We start from the raw sequence: 18348 nt of genomic DNA, 5'->3' as shown, positions 1-18348 counted from the left end.
GGTTCTAAGTCAAATGTTGGGGTGGGGCTATTAGCTCCTACCCCTTTAACCTATTGAATTGGCTACGGATTTAAATTGATGGTGTAATAATACCCTTAATCTCAATCGATCATATCTCTTGAATCCAAAGGCATTTCTCTTGATAACCTTTGTTTGATTATTCAATCCTTCAATAAACCCATTACTATACCCAAAGGCAAAGCTGTTCAATATTTCAGGTTGCCAATTTTGTAGCGTCTGTATCGCTTTTTCAAATTCCTCTAAACCCGCATCTTTTACTTGCGTATAAAACTGATACAGCCCTTCTTTAACCTCTTTCATATTATCTTTTCCTATTTTCTTTGCTTCTTCAAACCAAGTTCGATAAGATTCTTTTAACCCATAAGCTGTTCTCAAATCTTCTGATAACCCTAAATATCTTTCTAAGTACCAATGTTGTTTTGCGCTAAGGGCTTCATAATGCTTATAAAATACATGCTTCATTCGCTTGCACTTTTTACGATCATAAGGGTGGAATTCTTTTTGAACTCGTCTTCGCACACGTTCGAGTGCCCAATAAATATAACGACAGAAATGAAATCGATCCGCTATAATAATAGGATTCCCCAATGCTTGTTGAACAGCTGATTTAAAGCTATGACTCATATCCATAATGACTATTTCTACTTTTTCTCCCTTTTCCTGTAGATACTTTTTCACCGTTTTTACGGACCGATCAGGAAGAATATCCAAAGGCTCACCTGTCTCACCATTACCGATAATGGTTTGATATTTACCTTTATTTGTATCGCCCTTATATTCATCGATCGCTATTACCCGTGGCAGAGCTTTAACCTCACGTAATTTACCAGCTGATACGTTATCAAAACGTCGCATAGCTGTATTGGATGACGTATGAAATTGGGCAGCAGTATCCTTGAAATTCTTCCCCTTTATCACTCGAAAACCTAACGCCTGATTCCATTCCACCGTATGTCGCTGATAACGATAGACAATATTATTGTTTTCTACAAACCTCTTTCCACACTCACACCTATAACGACGCTTACGATAAAAAATATAGGTTCTACGTTCAAACAATTTTAAATGCTGAATTTTTTGCACTCGATAATCATGAATACGCTCTGTTATCTCCCCACAAGAAGGGCATTTATGAGGTTTTTTTGGCAACTGAACATGAATATGAAAGGATCCCTCTATCTCCTCTGTTTTCGTTATTTTCATTTCTTCTAATCCAGGTAATTTCATGTTAAAATACATATACACGCAACTCCTATCCACTTGTTTCTCGTCAATTCAAGTTTAAAGGATATAGGAGCTTGCGTGTTTTTTTATGCTTAAATTTTATTAAAACCCCAACATATATTTTAGAGCCAAAAATAAAGCCATTTAACATTAGGTTAAATGGCTTTTATCGTATTTCTATTTAACAAGAGCTTTTAATTCTTCAACTTTGTCTGTTCTTTCCCACGGGAATTGGATATCCGTTCTACCAAAATGTCCATATGCTGCTGTATCTCTAAAAATTGGTCTTCGTAAGTCAAGCATGTTAATAATTCCAGCAGGTCGTAAATCAAAGATTTCACGAACAGCATTTACTAAATCAATTTCAGCTACCTTTCCAGTTCCAAAAGTATCAATAGAGATAGAAACAGGTTCAGCTACTCCGATTGCATAGGCTAATTGGACTTCACAAGACTTAGCCAGACCTGCCGCAACAATATTTTTAGCTACATACCTTGCCGCATATGTTGCAGAACGGTCTACCTTTGTAGAATCCTTTCCACTAAAAGCACCACCACCATGTCTAGCATATCCACCATACGTATCAACAATAATTTTTCTTCCTGTTAATCCAACATCCCCTTGTGGTCCTCCAACCACAAAGCGACCTGTTGGATTGATAAAGTATTTCGTTTCTCCATCTAATAATGCAGCAGGAACAACTGGTTCAATAACGTATTTTTTGATATCCTTTTCGATTTGATCTTTTTCGACTTCTGGGTGGTGTTGAGTTGAAATAACAATGGTGTCAACTCGTTTCGGATTATTATCCTCATCATACTCAATCGTTACCTGCGTTTTTCCATCTGGACGCAGATAATCCACTACATTTTCTTTTCGTACATCAGCTAGTCGCTTCGATAATTTATGTGCTAAGGAAATAGGTAATGGCATTAATTCTTCTGTCTCATTACACGCATAACCAAACATGAGACCTTGATCTCCTGCACCAATAGCAGCAATTTCCTCATCACTCATTTTCCCATTTCTCGCTTCAAGTGCTTGGTCAACCCCCATCGCTATGTCAGGTGACTGTTCATCAATGGCAGTTAATACGGCACATGTTTCCGCATCAAAACCATATTTCGCTCTCGTATAACCTATTTCCTTAACCGTATTTCTTACAATTGCTGGTATATCAACATATGTACTCGTTGAAATCTCTCCAGCAACTAAAACTAGTCCGGTGGTTACGGTAGTTTCACATGCTACACGAGCATTGGGATCCTTCGATAATATTTCATCAAGTATGGCATCAGAGATTTGATCTGACATTTTATCTGGATGCCCTTCTGTTACTGATTCAGACGTGAATAAACGACGATTTGCAGCCATGTGGCTTTTCTCTCCTTTTTATGATGTTACGGATCTCTACATTATTGATGTTCATATTCTTTCAAATCACATATAGATAATTACTATTCAAAGTACACCTTAGACGTATTAACTTTCTGATACAAATAATGTTAAGCATTGGGAAGCAACTATTTTTATACAAAATACTGAAAGAATTTCCTGTATAAAATAAAAAAATCCCTTCCTTCTATAACATGAGGAAAGGGTTCCGGTCCTTTCACTCTTATTGTCCAAGGAATTTTCCTTGCTTCAGGTTAGCACCTTTTCACTTGAAGTGATGGTTGCTGGGCTTCTTAGGGTCTGTCCCTCCACCAACTCTGAATAAGAGAGTATCCGTCCATGGTTTATCCTATCGAAACAGATACGGTATGTCAACAATTTTTTGTTAGGCATATGCTGATTATTAAATCTTTACAAAATTTCCCTTTGAATAGTATGGACTATTTTTTTAAATGTGTTATACTAATGGCAGATTAGGAAACACAAATGATATTTTATTCATTTAAGGGTAAAAAAAACCATTAAAAAGGTAGGAGAAACGAATGAAAATGGTGGAAAGAACAGTATTAAAAGACCTATACTCTCACAAAAACCTAAAAGAGAATTTATCTGTACCAAAATTAGTGGAACGTATTCTTGAAAGAAACGAAGCCAGATTATCTGAATCGGGAGCTGTACGTGCAACGACAGGAACATATACTGGTAGATCACCGAAAGATAAATTTATCGTTAAAGATGAAGTTTGTGAAAAATATATTGATTGGGGTTCTGTGAATCAGCCAATCGAAGAAAAATATTTTGACAACTTATACCAAAAAGTTGTGGATTATTTAAAGAATAAAGAAGAGTTATACTCTTTTAAAGGCTTTGCTGGAGCGGATAAAAAATATCGTTTACCAATTCAAGTTTTCAATGAATATGCTTGGCATAATCTATTTTCTCGCCAATTATTCATTACACCTACTGAGGAAGAATTAGAGAATCATCAATCTGAATTTACCGTTATTTCTGCACCAAACTTTAAGGCAGATCCAGCGGTTGACGGTACAAATTCGGAAACTTTTATCATCGTCTCGTTTAAAAAACGTGTCATTCTTATTGGTGGAACGGAATATGCCGGTGAAATTAAAAAGTCTATTTTCTCCGTCATGAACTACCTATTACCACAACAAGACATTTTATCGATGCATTGCTCGGCTAATGTAGGTCAAGAGGGAGATGTAGCACTTTTCTTCGGACTTTCTGGTACCGGAAAAACTACTCTTTCAGCGGATCCATATCGTCGTCTTATTGGCGATGATGAGCATGGTTGGGGTCCGAATGGTGTATTTAACATTGAAGGTGGTTGCTATGCAAAATGCATTAATCTATCAGAGGAGAAGGAGCCACAAATTTTCAATGCTATTCGATTTGGCTCTGTATTGGAAAATGTCATATTAGATGATGAAACGAGAGTACCGGATTATGATGATACATCCTTAACGGAAAATACACGAGCAGCTTATTCACTTGAAAATATAGATAATATCATAAAACCTAGTGTGGCAGGACATCCAAATGCGATTATTTTCCTTACTGCCGATGCATCTGGAACATTACCACCAATTAGTAAATTATCAAAAGAACAGGCTATGTATCATTTCTTAAGTGGATATACGAGTAAATTAGCTGGTACGGAACGTGGAGTAACTGAACCACAAGCAACATTCTCTGCTTGCTTCGGTTCACCATTCCTTCCACTAGCTCCATCTAAATATGCGGAAATGCTCGGTGAAAAAATTGATCAATACAACGCTAATGTGTTTCTAGTTAACACTGGTTGGACTGGTGGATCCTATGGTGTTGGGAACCGTATGAAGCTCTCTTACACTCGTGCAATGGTCCATTCTGCATTAGAAGGAGAACTAAACAATGTAGAAACCGTTCAAGACGAGATTTTCGGTTTAGAAATTCCACTTCATATTCCAGGAGTTCCTGATGAAGTATTAATTCCGAAGCAAACTTGGAGCGACAAAGAAGCTTACGACCATACAGCAAAAGATCTTGCACTTAAATTCCATAATAATTTCACAAAATTCACACAAGCATCCGATGAAATTAAGCTAGCAGGACCTTTGTATAAAGGGTAATTTAAAATAAATTCCTCATCCCAAAAGGATTTCATTATACAAGCAAATCATTGTTCGTCCTATTCGAACAGCCGACCTTACTTTGAGGTCGGCTTTTTTTAACTTCCATTTATATTGTTTACTACCAGATTATTGTGTCTGACACAAAATTACTTTTTTCATATAGGCATTCACACATTTTCCACCAAAACATACACTATGTTGACATGGGATGAATTTAAGAGGAAAGGAGTCAAAAGAAATGAGAAAGACGAAATATATCGCTTTATTTGCTATTGGTTTACTTATCTTACTTTCCGCATGCGGTTCAAATACATCAACAAAAATTAGTTTAGCAGAAGTAACAAGATCGGTATTCTATACACCAATGTATGTAGCTTTAGAGAAAAACTTTTTTGAAGAAGAAGGATTGGAAGTTGAACTGCAAACAACCTGGGGTGGCGACACAACGATGACAACACTGTTATCTGATGGAGTTGATATTGCTCTTGTTGGTGCGGAAACCTCCATCTATGTTTACGCACAAGATTCAAAAGACTATGCCATCAATTTTGCACAGCTAACCCAAACAGATGGAACATTTTTAGTTGCTAAAGAACCAAATGACGATTTTAAATGGGAGGATGTAAAAGAAAGTAATTTTCTAGGCCAACGTGTTGGTGGAATGCCACAAATGGTTGGTGAATATGTCTTAAAACAGCATGATATTGATCCACACAAAGATGTTAATTTAGATCAGATCATCGACTTTGCAAATATCCCAGGTGCTTTTGCTTCAGGTGATTATGATTATGTTCAATTATTCGAACCAACTGCTAGTGTTTTTGAACGGGAAGGAACTGGACATATTGTAGCATCATTCGGTGAGGAATCTGGCACGGTTCCATACACGGGATTTATGGCAAAACAAAGCTATATGGATGAAAACAAGGAAGCAGTAACAAAATTTACAAAAGCCATATATAAAGCACAACAATGGGTTCAAGAAAATGACCCAGAAACTATCGCTGAAGTAGTTAGCCCATTCTTTGAAGATACAGATGTAGAGCTTTTAGCATCATCTATCGAACGCTACAAAAATCAGGACTCTTTTGCATCGGATCCCGTCTTGGATAAAGAAGAGTGGGAGCAATTAAAATCTATTATGGATGAAGCTGGGGAACTCCCTGAAGACGTACCTTACGAAGAATTGGTAAACACAGAATTCGCAGAGGAAGTCATCAACAACTAAGGAGGGAAATACATTGACATTTCTAACCTTAGACCAAGTATCACATCATTACTTTTCAAAAAGGGATTATACCAAAGCATTGGATAATATATCTTTTTCTTTAAAGAAAGGGGAGTTTGTTGCATTACTTGGTCCTAGTGGATGCGGTAAATCGACAATATTATCTATCATAGCTGGTATCTTAGAAAACACAGAAGGTAATGTATTGCTAGAGGATAAACCAATTAAGCAATCTCAACTTGCAATTGGGTATATGCTTCAACAGGATTATTTATTCCCATGGAAAACCATTCTTGATAATGTATTAATTGGTCCAAAAATTAATAAGAAGCCAATATCAGATTTTAAAGAAACAGCTATACAACTTTTACAGGAGGTTGGTTTGAGTGGTGTAGAAGATAGTTATCCAACCTCCTTATCTGGTGGGATGCGGCAGCGGGTTGCATTGGTAAGAACGCTCATCAATGATCCTAAAATATTACTTTTAGATGAACCTTTCTCTGCCTTAGATTACCAAACGAAATTAAAACTAGAGGATTTAGTTGGTAGACTTTTAAAGAACTACCATAAAACAGCAGTTCTAGTAACACATGATATTGGTGAGGCTATCGCGATGAGTGATCGAATACTAGTTATGAATGCAAATCCAGGAAGTATAGCAAAGTCCTTTGAGGTTCCAATTGAATTACGTCAATCCGCTCCATTAACTGTTCGAAAACATTCAAAATACCAAATTTTATTTGACCGAATTTGGGATGAACTTGATAAACGCGAAGGTGGTGATATCCAATGAATAGTGATCAACAATTATTTCAGAGGCATATAAGAAGTATAAAAAGGGAACGAAAAATCGTGCTAACATGGCAATTCATTATCCTAGTTACATTCATTGCTATCTGGGAGATTGCTAGTCGCCTGAATTGGATTGATCCACTATTATTTAGCTCACCGAGTAGAATCTGGAATTTATTAATTGAAAGATTTGCAAATGGATCCATATATAGTCATTTATCTGTTACCCTTTTTGAAACAATCCTAGGTTTCATCATTGGTACAATCGGTGGAATTTTGTTAGCAACTTTACTATGGTCCTTTACCCGTTTTTCCAAGGTTATGGATCCCTTTTTAGTCGTCATGAATGCCATGCCTAAAGTGGCACTTGGGCCTATACTCATTGTTGCTCTCGGACCAGGGTATTTGGCAATTATATCCATGGGATTCTTAGTTTCTGTCATCATTACAACACTGACTGTTTATTCCGCCTTCAATGGAGTTGACCCAAACTATTCGAAAGTGTTAAAAAGCTTTGGTGCAACGAGATGGCAATGCTTTAAAGAGGCTGTTTTTCCAGCAACCATGCCGACGATGATATCCACCTTAAAGGTAAATGTTGGGTTATCATGGGTAGGAGTCATTGTTGGAGAATATCTTGTATCCAAACAAGGTTTAGGCTACCTCATTATTTATGGTTTCCAAGTGTTTGACTTCACACTCGTTATGTCTAGTCTTGTTATTATTGCTGTACTTGCTGCAATTATGTATAAAGTAGTTGAAAAACTTGAAGGTTGGTTGATTAAGCACTCAACTTAATATAATATAAGGAATCAATGTTAACTGGCTCATCGACTTCTTTATGATAAAAGGATTGATAATGAGGGCATTATTAATCCTTTTTTATCGTAATGCGAAAAAGATCAAACCACTTCTGGTCTGACCTTAAGATTTACACTTTATATGTTCTAAACAAAAATCTAAAACATTATCTTTCATGATAAAGCTATAAGCACCATTATTTTTTATATTTGATGGTAACGCTTCTAGTAACACCGGCCCATCTGTTTCAAAATAGGATTCTTGTTCGATTAATTCATGAATAACGGCATAATAGACATTCTTTATGACAACATCTCTTTTCCCGTTCACGTAGTACTGACCGATATAGTTAATGTTGCTCACGATCCCGCCAGTTTCTTCCTTTATTTCACGAACAGCCGCCTGTAAAGCCGTTTCTCCTTCTTCTACCTTTCCACCAGGAAATTCTAATCCCCGCTCCTTATGTCTCGTTAACAACCATTGATGTTTATATTTGCAAATGATCCATACATGCTTCGGTTGTTTACAAAATGGATGGTCTTTAAAAGATAGTGTTACCTCATTGTTATAATAATCTCTAAATGTATTCAAAAACTTCAACTGCCTTTTTCCTGCCAACTAACGATAAATCACATTTGTTATTTTCCAGTTTTTTTGATGCGTAAATTCTATTTCAATGGTGTAATCTCCATCGAGTTCTGTTCTGTTATGTTGGGTTATTTTCGTTTGAACATCACTAACCTGCTTCATCTCATAAGAATTTTTAGGAATGAACCAAGGCGGAGTCTCTGTTGGTACGATATAGAGCCCATCCGTCTTCTCCTCATAATAGTATGGTACATAAGCTTCAGCAACTTGTCTAGTGGTTATCTTGTCCAACTCTTTGAGAATTTGTTCTTCCGTTTGAAACCCCTTCACTTTATAGTTCTCTCCAGACTCTTGAATTAGAATATCCATAAATTCTTTTGTTAAGGAGATAATGTCTTCATGCCTTAATTCTTTCTCTTGTGTAGCAGCATCCTTTTTATCAAGGACTGTAGAAGCAGATGGATGATGTTTTTCTTGTGTCTCGAATTCCTTCGTAAAGGATACTAAAATAAACATGATACCAACAAATAATATACCTAAGATGGCAAAAGTTTGCTTCATAACTCAAAATCCCCCTTAGTTTAATACTATTCCTATTTGTCTAAGGGGTTAAACTTACATTGCTGCAAGGAATATTATCTTTAAGATAACATATAAATATCCATTTACATAGAATGATTATCCAAAATCCCCATACTTTTTATATGTTCCCGTGTTTGTTTATTACCTAAATCGTATAGCATTTGATATACTTCCAATAAATTATCATCATAAGCATCATTTGCAGAATCATTATGATACTCAACTATAGGAATATGTGCACGAATAAAGGAACTGAAACTTGCTTCATGCATGCTCTCTAACTTTCTCCTTAGATAACTTATCTCTCCATTTGTTGCATTAATCACTAAATAATCGTTATTATCATGTTTTCTGTGAGAAATTTCCCCATTAGCAACATTAATGTAGTACTTTTGTTTTTCCATGCAGTACACCTCCTATTACTAATTTGGCTTCTTGCATGGAATCTATTCTTCATTTAATCATTAATTGCGCTTTAAATCAGCAAGTTTACTTCTTACTAGCTTGTTAGAAGCATTCCTTGGAAGTTCCTTAACAAAATGAATTTCTTTCGGTAATTTATACTTTGCTAACCGTTCCTTTGCATAATCTAAAATTTCCTCCGTAGAAATTGTATCTTTTTTAACGATGTAGGCAACAGGAACTTGACCCCATGTTTCATCGGTCTTCCCTGTCACACCAACTTCGCTTATTTGTCTTATTCCTGATAATACACTTTCTATCTCAGAAGGATATACATTTTCGCCACCGGATATGATTAAATCCTTTCTCCTGTCAACCACATATAAAAATCCGTCTTCATCAACATATCCCATATCTCCAGTAGCTAACCACCCTTGATGAAAGGACTTTTTATTAGCCTCTTCATTCTTATAATATCCTTTCGTTACCATTGGACCCTTCACCATAATTTCACCAACCGAGTCATTGTCTAATTCCGTAATTTTTAATTGGGCTGGAAATAATGGCTTCCCTGCTGAACCAACTTTTTCTAGAGCATCCTGGGGACTAAGGGTAACAATTTGTGAAGAGGTTTCTGTCATTCCATACGATTGAAAAATTGGGATGTTCTTTTCTTTTGCACGTACAAGCATAGGTCTTGGTGCTGGTCCTCCTCCAAGCAGTAGGCATCTTAATGAACAAGGATAACCATCATTTCCGAGCCGTTCCAACAATTTCTGAACCATTACTGAAACAACTGAAGCAATGGTAATACCCTTTTTCATTAAGGCATTATGTACGATTCCAACATCAAATTTCTCTAATAAATAAATCGGCATCCCATAAATTACACTCTTAATGGAGGTGGATAATCCACTGACATGAAAAATAGGTAATGGAATAAGCCATTTGTCATTTGGGTTTAATCCAAGGTTAAGCACTGAACCAATCGAACTCCACCAATGATTGCCATATGTATGTATAACTCCCTTAGGAAATCCTGTTGTACCAGAAGTATAAATAATCGTAAAGATATCATCTAGAACTAGCTCTGACTTAAGCATAACTTCTTTCTCCACTGTACTATGGATCTCACTAAAGCGGTAAATAAAAGGAACATCTAGTTGCATTTCCTGATTTTTAAATGATCCCGAAGTTAATAAAACGTTTACTTCCGCATCTCTTAGTTGATAGTTTAATTCATTGGAAGTTAATCGTGTATTTAATAATACTCCTACAGCTCCCAGATAGCTTAAAGCATGAATTGCAGTTAACATCGTGACACTATTATTGGATAAGATTCCAACATGTGTTCCCTCTTTAACCCCTATATGTGCGAGTTTTCGCGCAAAAATTTGGCTTTCTTCCTTTAACTCTTGAAAAGTAGTCGTACTTCCATCATCAAGTTCAATAGCAATCTTCGTTGGTGCAAGGTCTGCTTGTTTAGTTAACCAGTGCGGAATAGTTTCCCCCAATTTAACCTCTCCTTTCTGAATACAATTGGATGGATGAAACAATAGGCTTATAAACGAAAAACCCTTGCTCATAAACTCAAGCAAAGGTCTTTCTCGTAAATCGTATTCCCTAACAAATCAAGGGAAGCGTGGGAACTTTTTAAAGTTTGGTTTTCTTTTTTCTTTAAACGCGTCCCTTCCTTCTTTTGCTTCATCTGTTGTGTAATAAAGCAATGTAGCATCTCCACCCATCTGTTGAAGACCTGCTAAACCATCCGTATCCGCATTAAAGGAGGCCTTCAAGAAACGAAGGGCAGTCGGTGATTTTTCAAGAATCTCTTCACACCATTGCAATGTTTCCTCTTCTAATTTTTCTAATGGGACAACTGTATTCACCATTCCCATTTCATATGCTTCTTCTGCATTGTATTGACGGCATAAATACCAGATTTCTCGCGCACGCTTATGTCCAACCATTCGAGCTAAATAGCCTGCACCATATCCAGCATCAAAGCTACCAACTTTTGGTCCAGTTTGACCAAAGATGGCATTATCTGCAGCAATCGTTAAATCACAAACAACATGAAGAACATGTCCACCACCAATTGCGTAACCTGAAACCATTGCAATTACTGGTTTAGGAATAGTACGGATTAAGCGTTGTAAATCTAACACGTTTAACCTTGGTACCTGATCACTTCCGACATACCCTCCATGACCACGCACGGATTGATCTCCACCAGAACAAAAGGCTTTTTCTCCTTCTCCTGCTAGAATAATTACACCGATTTCTGAATCATCACGTGCATCCGTAAAAGCATCAATCATTTCATTAACTGTTAGTGGTGTAAAAGCATTTCTTTTTTCAGGACGGTTCATGGTTACTTTAGCAATTCCATTATATTTTTCGTAAATAATTTCTTCATAATTTTTTACATTTTCCCATTGGGCCTTCATCTTAATCCTCCTCATTATAGGAATTTATGTAGTTTCCAATAAATTCATGTACTAGTATATCAAAAGCCTGAGAGTTTTCCACGTGAATTGCATGACCGCTTTTTTCACATATAAGTAGATTACAATCAACGAACAATTCTTGCATCTTTTTGTTAATTTGGATAAATTTTTCATCCCATTCACCAACTAACAACAAAACAGGTTTTGAAAAATACCGCAATTCCTCCCAGAACGATGGCTGTTTACCTGTTCCCATATTCCGAAGAGACATTGCTAAACCATTCGCAGTTTGATTCAGGCGCTCTTCTCTTATACGTTGCTGTATTTTTGCTGGTAGATTTTTTTGCGTAGAAAATAAAGGGATGTTTTCCCAAAAGTTAACGAAATCTTCAACTCCATTATCCTCAATACGTTGTGCTAATTCCTCATCACGTTGAATTCGAGAAAACCTTTCTTCTTTTGATGCTAACCCAGGTGAAGCACTTTCTAGAATTAGGGTGAGGATTTTTTCCTGATATCTTAATGCATACGCTAGAGCAGTTCGCCCCCCCATCGAATAGCCCAGTAAATGAAATTCACGGAGACCAATAAATGTGAATAACTTGTTTAAATCTTCACAGCATGCTTCCATTGTTCGAGGAGTTTGTGTAATAGTCTGACCATGGCCAGGTAAATCGACAACGATGAGTTGAAGGTTATCTCCTTTTTCTAAAAAAGATTGGATTAATGATTCCCACGTCCTCCCGCTACCAGTAAAACCGTGGAGCAAAACCAATGGGACTCCTTCGCCATGAATTTCATACCAATATTTTTCATCCTTATTTATGGAAAAATACATCTCATCAGCTCCAGCGTTCTAAAATTTCTTGTTCAATAGCATTCCATTTTTGACGATGCCAATCAACATTTTCCGAACGGTCTGTTTTTATTTCAATCACATGTAGTCCTTCTTGCTGGTAACTGGTTTGAAGTAATTCCCTTAACTCTCCTTCCGTACGTGCACGGGCATATTTCCCACCATACATAAAGGTTGCATATCTGAAATCAATATCAATTGGCGTTCCAAATAAGGCTTCAAAATGCTTTTTATCATTTGATTGTGGTAGAAAGGAAAATATTCCACCACCATTGTTGTTAATAAGCAAGATAGTAACATTTAGATTGAATTTTTTTGCTGCTAATAATCCATTCATATCATGATAAAAGGAAAGATCTCCTGCAATAATAGTAACTGGATTACTTGAAGCTGCAGCCCCTATACCACTAGAAAGCAAACCATCGATTCCATTCGCTCCTCGGTTAGCTAAAATCGTAACCTTCTTATTCGTTGTCATAAAGAAGGTATCAACATCTCGAATTGGCATACTATTTGCAGCGTAAACATAGCTAGATTCAGGCGTAACATCAAACATTGTCCGAACTGCTCCACCCTCTGTTACTTCATCCACTGATTGAACAAGTAAATGTCTTTTCGCAATCTTATTCATATCCTTCCAGGTTTTCAACCACTCTGAATCAAATTGATCCTCAAACTCCGTAACAGCAAGTAAATCCTCACAAAGGTTAACTGGATCAGCAAAAATATACTCTGTTATATTCCCTGTAGGATCTCGATAACCAATGTGATTTTCTACTACAAAATGCAATGTTTCTTGGTTTTCCTTTACAAAAAATAGATAGGGTTTAGAAACAGGCATTGCACCAAAGCGTAAAATAAAATCTGGTTTGAGGTGATCACGGACCTTCTTATTACGCAGAATTGCATCATACCCTTCTATCACTTGATCCAATTGATGACTACCTGCACGAACTTGTGATAATGGGTCAGCTAAAATCGGAATGCCCCATTCAGATGCAAGTTCTGTTACTGCTTCTGCTAGGTTTTCATCCGTTTGTGGACCACAAACTATTAAACCTCTTCTACGATTTTCTAACTTTTTAATAAGTAATTGTAACTGATATGCATTCAATTGCTTGGAGCCATCATAAGTTAAACTTATTGGACGTTCTTCCTTATAATCTAGCGGTTCCCAAATATTCTTAAGTGAAAAGTCCGGTGTCAATGGCTCACGAAAAGGAAAATTCAAATGAACTGGTCCCGCATTGCCCTCTTTAGACATGTACACTGCACGAGTTGCTTTATTTCGAACATAATTAATCATTTCTGTTGTTGCTTCAGGAATAGCCATTTCATGGAACCATTTCACATATTCCCCATACATTTTTACTTGTTCAATCGCCTGTGGTGCACCTGTATCACGTAATTCATGTGGACGGTCTGCGGTTAGTACAACTAATGGAACCCTACTGTAATACGCTTCAATTATAGCTGGAAAATAATTGGCCGTCGCAGTACCTGATGTACAAACCATAGCAACAGGACGTCCTGTTTGCTTCGCCATTCCTAATGCAAAAAATGCTGCGGATCGCTCATCTACAAGGATCCATTCTTTTAAATTTGGGTGCTCTGTGACCACTAAAGCAAGTGGAGTGGAACGTGATCCTGGTGATATCACAACATCCGTAATCCCACTTTTAGCTAGTTCATCTATAAAATTTGCTGTATATCTTGTTAGTGCTTCTGTATAGTCCATATTTATTGTCCCCCTAAAACGGATAACATCGGTAAAAATTTAATATTTGTTTCCTCATATTCAGCATCCGGATCGGAATCTCTTATAACCCCACATCCAGCAAACAACGAAGCCTCATTCCCCTGCATCAGTGCGGAGCGAATAGCTACAGCAAATTCTCCATGCATATTACTATCAATCCAACCTATGGGAGCTCCATACCAACCACGGTCAAGTTGTTCATGCTCTCTAATAAAAGCCATTGACTCTTCCCTCGGTGTACCACCTAATGCAGGGGTTGGGTGAAGCTTTTCAACAATATCAAAAATGCTATATCCTTGCTTTAATGTGGCTGTAACAGGTGTATACAAATGCTGGAGATTTTTTAATGGATAAATGACAGGCTCTTCTGGGATTTCAACATCCGTACAATAATCCACCATCGCCTGTTTGATCATTTGGACAACAAAATCATGCTCTTGTCGATTCTTTTGATCATTCATCAGTGTTTGACTAATCTTTTTATCCTCTTCTTCTGTTATTCCTCTTGGTGCCGTTCCTGCTAAACAGGTGGATAACAGTCTATTTTTTTCCCGTTTAACTAACCTTTCAGGGGTAGCACCAACAAAACAGTCTCCTTCCCTTTCAAAGGCAAAGATATAACTATTCGGCTGAGTTGCAATTAACTTTTGAATAATGGAGGTAATATCAGCTTCTTGATGAAACATTAACCGCATTTCACGTGCTAAAACTACCTTTTCCGCTTCCCCTACACGTATCTTCTCAGTTGCCATTCTTACAGCATTCTTCCAATTTACTACTCCTATTTCTTGCTTATCTTTTATAATTAACCGTTGATCCTTTATGGTTCGTTTAGCAAACAGGAGATTTTCCTGTTGTTTCATTTCATTCGCTAATTGTTGAGGATGATCATTTTTCCTTACTAGAATATTAATCGTATAATAGCATTCATTATTATAAATCGTTAATAAAAATTCAGGAATAGTAAAATGACTAGCTGGAAAATTTCCCCACTGTTCAGTCTTTTCTTTCATTGGGTCAAATTCCATTCCACCTAAAGCAACCATTCCAGTACCAGCTGACTCATATGGATTATAGATAGTCGCGTTTTGCATTAACTGTTGCCACGCATACTTTGTATCCTTAAAACGCGAATTACCCGCGGTCATTTCGTACGCTTGTCCAATACCAACTAAATAAAAGTCCTTTTGAGAACTCGTCCAGAACGTACGGCATTTATTTATCTCTTTTCCCCCTTCAAAAAATGCAAGAGGATCATGATGTTTGATTTTATTTGTAATACTTACGAGTTGAAAGTCTTTTTCATTCTTTATCTTTTTTATTGCTTTTTCTATTACAGATTCAATTTGACCTGCTTCTATTTCAACCATTGTGTAAACCTCCGATAGTAATGACAAAACATCCATATACATTTTATGCTCTTTTTATCTGTTTCTCAAGAAAAGCAACTATGATTCCTAAATTAGTCTACCACATATATTAGAAATCATTGACACCCCCTATCTATTCCCATAAACTTAACATGTTATGGAGACTTATAGTCAGCTTTATTTAACCGTTTTTCTAAACGTTTGATAACAGAATAATTCAGGAGGAAAAAACATGCACTCTACTGGAAATAATGATATAAGGTCAGCACTTAATGAAAAGGGGGGCTTCCATGTTTGGTGGCGCATGCTACGACCACATACTTTAACAGCTTCTTTTATCCCAGTGTTTATTGGGACCATGCTAGCCTATATAGATGGTAAAGTAGATTGGATTTTATTTTCTGCCATGCTTATTGCTTCTTTACTAATCCAAACAGCAACGAACTTATTTAATGAATATTACGATTTTAAGCGTGGATTAGATACAGAGGAATCTGTTGGTATTGGAGGTTCCATTGTACGTGATGGAATGAAGCCGAGAACTATCAAAAACCTGGCTTTCACCTTATATATTGTTTCTATGCTACTTGGACTCTACATTTGCATGGAATCAAGCTGGTGGATTATAGTGATTGGATTAGGATGCATGGCTGTCGGATATCTTTATACTGGTGGACCATTACCAATATCTTATACACCATTTGGAGAATTAGCATCAGGTCTTGTAATGGGTACTGGTATTATAGGAATTAGCTACTTTATTCAAACAGGTTCTGTTACAGCTGATGTTATTTGGATATCTATTCCTATTATGATATTGATTGGCAGTATTAATTTAGCTAACAATATTCGAGACCGTGATGGTGACGAAAAAGGTGGACGTAAAACGATACCTGTTTTATTAGGAAGAGAAAAAGCAGTCACCTTTATGGCTGTCCTGTTTACGATTGTATACACACTAACCGTAATTTATATTGTTTTAGGCATTTTACCAATCTGGTCTACTATTACATTTATTAGTTTATTTATTGCTAAAGATGTAATTAAAAATTTTCGAGGAAAAACGAATCCTTTAGAAATGATGCCTGCTATGAAAGCTACCGGTAAAACAAATACAATCTATGGATTATTCCTTGGAATATCCTTATTAATTACTCAATTACTATAGCGCAAGAAGTATAAACAGATAAAAAGAAGGTGAGTTTTGTGGGGGAATTCAATCATACCTTAATGGATTCTCTAGGGATGAAGATTATTTCAAAGGATAAAAATTTAGTTGTCATCAGTATGCCTGTTGATCACCGAACTCATCAGCCGTTTGGCTACTTACATGGAGGTGCATCGGTTGCTCTTGCTGAAACCGCAGCAAGCATCGGAGCAACCTTACATGTTGATTTGAAAGAAAATAATATCTTCGGAATAGAAATCAATGCAAACCATATAAAAAGTATACGAAATGGAACGGTTACTGCAAAAGCCTCTCCAATTCACATAGGTAAATCAACGATGGTTTGGGAAATTAAAATTACCGATGAAAACGATCAATTAATATGTATTTCTAGAAGTACAGTTGGAATAATATCCAAGAAAAAATAGGCTCTCCTTTATGGGAGGCCTATTTTTGTATACATAATCAAGCTAATTTCGCTTGCTGTTGCTCTATCCAAGTTCGCATTTTTATAAATAGTGGTACAAATAGAAAGCCCACGATAATTCCCTTTATCACATTGAATGGTAATACGGCTGCAATAACAGAAGCCCAAATAACCTCTGGTGTCATGTCCCCCCAACCCATAAACCAACCATAAGCTGGTAGGATAAAGAAATAATTTAATACACTCATACCAATAGTCATGACAATAGTTCCAGTCACTAATCCAGAAACAACACTTTTTACGCCTTTTTTAAATCTATGATAAAAAATAGAGACGGGAACAACAAACATTATTCCGGCTAAGAAATTCGCCGCTACCCCTATAGGATCCCCAGCACCAGAAACTGCTAAATAAAGTAAATTCTTAATAGCAATAACGATAACACCAGCAATAGGTGAAAAGATTAAGGATGCCATTAACGCTGGGACTTCACTAAAGTCTATTTTTAAATAAGGTGGTAAAAATGGTAATGGAAAATTCAAGAAAAATAATACCAAAGAAATCGTACCAAGTAGTGATAAAATAATAAATTTAACTAAATTTGATGATTGACCTTTCCCTTTTTTCATACTTGATTCCTCCTTCAATTTATCGATTCTACTCTTGTCGCGAAGGAGAAGCCTTGTTTGATTATCGGACTGATTACAAAAAACCCTAAAGCATTTAACGGGGCTTTAGGGTAGTACAGTAATATTCAGAAAAGAAGGTATGGGAAATTATACCTCAATCAGGCTCGACATCTTCTCTCATCCAGACTTTAACTGTCGGTTCTGGAATTCCACCAGATCAGCCACATTAAAATAAAAATGTGGGTCGCGGACTTGAAGCCAATTAGCTATTTACCGCCGGTCGGGAGTTACACCCTGCCCCGAAGATTAGAATCGATTATTTAATTTTCAAAATAATTATACAACAAATCAATAGATTTGAAAAGGGGGTTAAAAAATTCTTTTAATTTTTTAAGCCACTCTTTTCATTAGGTAGTTTTCTAAAAGATTGTTGTTTTGTTTTATGCATATAATTGATATGATGTGTATTAACTCTATTTCATATTGGTGCAACGTTGATTTCCGCTACGGACAGTCGCTTTCCA

At 36.5% G+C, this 18348-nt stretch carries 17 protein-coding genes and 2 riboswitches; of the genes, 6 read left to right on the top strand and 11 right to left on the bottom strand.

Going from position 1 to position 18348, the window contains the following annotated elements:
- Positions 1 to 45: 45 nt before the first annotated feature.
- Positions 46 to 1266 carry an ISL3 family transposase gene (locus CAO17_RS03875; RefSeq protein ID WP_085991018.1) on the bottom strand — a complete coding sequence of 407 codons (1221 nt, stop codon included), beginning with the start codon at positions 1264 to 1266 and terminating at the stop codon, positions 46 to 48.
- A 156-nt stretch (positions 1267 to 1422) separates the two neighbouring features.
- Positions 1423 to 2619, bottom strand: a complete 1197-nt coding sequence (gene metK / locus CAO17_RS03870; RefSeq protein ID WP_085991505.1) for a methionine adenosyltransferase — start codon at positions 2617 to 2619, stop codon at positions 1423 to 1425.
- A 241-nt stretch (positions 2620 to 2860) separates the two neighbouring features.
- A riboswitch (SAM riboswitch) is annotated at positions 2861 to 2968 on the bottom strand.
- Between the two features lie 214 nt (positions 2969 to 3182).
- On the opposite strand from metK, the gene pckA reads away from it, so the two are divergent.
- The 4 genes from pckA to CAO17_RS03850 all read left to right on the top strand — a co-directional run bounded on the left by pckA (position 3183) and on the right by CAO17_RS03850 (position 7590).
- The gene (gene pckA, locus CAO17_RS03865; RefSeq protein WP_085991504.1) at positions 3183 to 4769 is read left to right on the top strand and encodes a phosphoenolpyruvate carboxykinase (ATP); all 1587 of its coding nucleotides are present in this window, start codon (positions 3183 to 3185) and stop codon (positions 4767 to 4769) included.
- A 241-nt stretch (positions 4770 to 5010) separates the two neighbouring features.
- On the top strand, positions 5011 to 6000 hold the full coding sequence (locus CAO17_RS03860; RefSeq protein WP_085991503.1) for an ABC transporter substrate-binding protein: 990 nt from the start codon (positions 5011 to 5013) through the stop codon (positions 5998 to 6000).
- A 13-nt stretch (positions 6001 to 6013) separates the two neighbouring features.
- A complete protein-coding gene (locus CAO17_RS03855) occupies positions 6014 to 6793 on the top strand; it encodes an ABC transporter ATP-binding protein (RefSeq protein WP_085991502.1) in 780 nt (259 codons plus the stop codon).
- Positions 6790 to 7590, top strand: coding sequence for an ABC transporter permease (locus tag CAO17_RS03850; RefSeq protein WP_085991501.1), 801 nt, complete (start codon positions 6790 to 6792; stop codon positions 7588 to 7590). Before CAO17_RS03855 ends, CAO17_RS03850 begins: the two co-directional genes overlap by 4 nt.
- 126 nt (positions 7591 to 7716) lie before the next feature.
- On the opposite strand, the gene ytkD is transcribed toward CAO17_RS03850, so the two are convergent.
- The 8 genes from ytkD to CAO17_RS03810 all read right to left on the bottom strand — a co-directional run bounded on the left by ytkD (position 7717) and on the right by CAO17_RS03810 (position 15600).
- Positions 7717 to 8184, bottom strand: a complete 468-nt coding sequence (gene ytkD, locus CAO17_RS03845) for an RNA deprotection pyrophosphohydrolase (RefSeq protein ID WP_085994399.1) — start codon at positions 8182 to 8184, stop codon at positions 7717 to 7719.
- A 27-nt stretch (positions 8185 to 8211) separates the two neighbouring features.
- Positions 8212 to 8742, bottom strand: coding sequence for a hypothetical protein (locus CAO17_RS03840; RefSeq protein WP_085991500.1), 531 nt, complete (start codon positions 8740 to 8742; stop codon positions 8212 to 8214).
- Positions 8743 to 8846: 104 nt separating this feature from the next.
- Positions 8847 to 9167 (bottom strand): hydrolase, encoded by a 321-nt coding sequence (locus CAO17_RS03835; RefSeq protein WP_085991499.1) that lies wholly within the window; start codon positions 9165 to 9167, stop codon positions 8847 to 8849.
- A gap of 60 nt (positions 9168 to 9227) precedes the next feature.
- Positions 9228 to 10679 (bottom strand): o-succinylbenzoate--CoA ligase, encoded by a 1452-nt coding sequence (locus tag CAO17_RS03830; RefSeq protein ID WP_245831758.1) that lies wholly within the window; start codon positions 10677 to 10679, stop codon positions 9228 to 9230.
- A gap of 117 nt (positions 10680 to 10796) precedes the next feature.
- Positions 10797 to 11615, bottom strand: coding sequence for a 1,4-dihydroxy-2-naphthoyl-CoA synthase (menB, locus tag CAO17_RS03825; RefSeq protein ID WP_085991498.1), 819 nt, complete (start codon positions 11613 to 11615; stop codon positions 10797 to 10799).
- A gap of 1 nt (position 11616) precedes the next feature.
- Positions 11617 to 12453, bottom strand: coding sequence for a 2-succinyl-6-hydroxy-2,4-cyclohexadiene-1-carboxylate synthase (gene menH, locus CAO17_RS03820; protein ID WP_085991497.1), 837 nt, complete (start codon positions 12451 to 12453; stop codon positions 11617 to 11619).
- Positions 12454 to 12457: 4 nt separating this feature from the next.
- A complete protein-coding gene (menD, locus tag CAO17_RS03815) occupies positions 12458 to 14209 on the bottom strand; it encodes a 2-succinyl-5-enolpyruvyl-6-hydroxy-3-cyclohexene-1-carboxylic-acid synthase (protein ID WP_085991496.1) in 1752 nt (583 codons plus the stop codon).
- 2 nt (positions 14210 to 14211) lie between these two features.
- A complete protein-coding gene (locus tag CAO17_RS03810) occupies positions 14212 to 15600 on the bottom strand; it encodes an isochorismate synthase (RefSeq protein WP_085991495.1) in 1389 nt (462 codons plus the stop codon).
- 232 nt (positions 15601 to 15832) lie between these two features.
- On the opposite strand from CAO17_RS03810, the gene CAO17_RS03805 reads away from it, so the two are divergent.
- Together CAO17_RS03805 and CAO17_RS03800 are read left to right on the top strand one after the other, a co-directional pair.
- Positions 15833 to 16768: a 1,4-dihydroxy-2-naphthoate polyprenyltransferase gene (locus tag CAO17_RS03805; RefSeq protein ID WP_085991494.1), complete on the top strand. Its 936-nt coding sequence runs from the start codon at positions 15833 to 15835 to the stop codon at positions 16766 to 16768.
- Between the two features lie 62 nt (positions 16769 to 16830).
- A complete protein-coding gene (locus tag CAO17_RS03800) occupies positions 16831 to 17196 on the top strand; it encodes a hotdog fold thioesterase (protein WP_085994397.1) in 366 nt (121 codons plus the stop codon).
- A gap of 37 nt (positions 17197 to 17233) precedes the next feature.
- On the opposite strand, the gene CAO17_RS03795 is transcribed toward CAO17_RS03800, so the two are convergent.
- Positions 17234 to 17824, bottom strand: coding sequence for an ECF transporter S component (locus CAO17_RS03795; protein ID WP_085991493.1), 591 nt, complete (start codon positions 17822 to 17824; stop codon positions 17234 to 17236).
- Positions 17825 to 17989: 165 nt separating this feature from the next.
- Positions 17990 to 18135, bottom strand: a riboswitch (FMN riboswitch).
- Positions 18136 to 18348 lie beyond the last annotated feature (213 nt).

Origin of the sequence: Oceanobacillus senegalensis, from assembly GCF_900176885.1 — a bacterium.
Classification (GTDB): domain Bacteria; phylum Bacillota; class Bacilli; order Bacillales; family Amphibacillaceae; genus Oceanobacillus; species Oceanobacillus senegalensis.
This window is presented reverse-complemented; position numbering and strand designations above follow the sequence as displayed.

Coding starts and splice junctions, on each gene's coding strand:
- CAO17_RS03860 (WP_085991503.1), top strand. CDS start 5,011: ATGAGAAAGACGAAATATATCGCTTTATTTGCTATTGGTTTACTTATC.
- CAO17_RS03800 (WP_085994397.1), top strand. CDS start 16,831: ATGGATTCTCTAGGGATGAAGATTATTTCAAAGGATAAAAATTTAGTT.
- menH (WP_085991497.1), bottom strand. CDS start 12,453: ATGTATTTTTCCATAAATAAGGATGAAAAATATTGGTATGAAATTCAT.
- menB (WP_085991498.1), bottom strand. CDS start 11,615: ATGAAGGCCCAATGGGAAAATGTAAAAAATTATGAAGAAATTATTTAC.
- CAO17_RS03805 (WP_085991494.1), top strand. CDS start 15,833: ATGCACTCTACTGGAAATAATGATATAAGGTCAGCACTTAATGAAAAG.
- pckA (WP_085991504.1), top strand. CDS start 3,183: ATGAAAATGGTGGAAAGAACAGTATTAAAAGACCTATACTCTCACAAA.
- CAO17_RS03840 (WP_085991500.1), bottom strand. CDS start 8,742: ATGAAGCAAACTTTTGCCATCTTAGGTATATTATTTGTTGGTATCATG.
- menD (WP_085991496.1), bottom strand. CDS start 14,209: ATGGACTATACAGAAGCACTAACAAGATATACAGCAAATTTTATAGAT.
- CAO17_RS03835 (WP_085991499.1), bottom strand. CDS start 9,167: ATGGAAAAACAAAAGTACTACATTAATGTTGCTAATGGGGAAATTTCT.
- metK (WP_085991505.1), bottom strand. CDS start 2,619: ATGGCTGCAAATCGTCGTTTATTCACGTCTGAATCAGTAACAGAAGGG.
- CAO17_RS03850 (WP_085991501.1), top strand. CDS start 6,790: ATGAATAGTGATCAACAATTATTTCAGAGGCATATAAGAAGTATAAAA.
- CAO17_RS03810 (WP_085991495.1), bottom strand. CDS start 15,600: ATGGTTGAAATAGAAGCAGGTCAAATTGAATCTGTAATAGAAAAAGCA.
- CAO17_RS03795 (WP_085991493.1), bottom strand. CDS start 17,824: ATGAAAAAAGGGAAAGGTCAATCATCAAATTTAGTTAAATTTATTATT.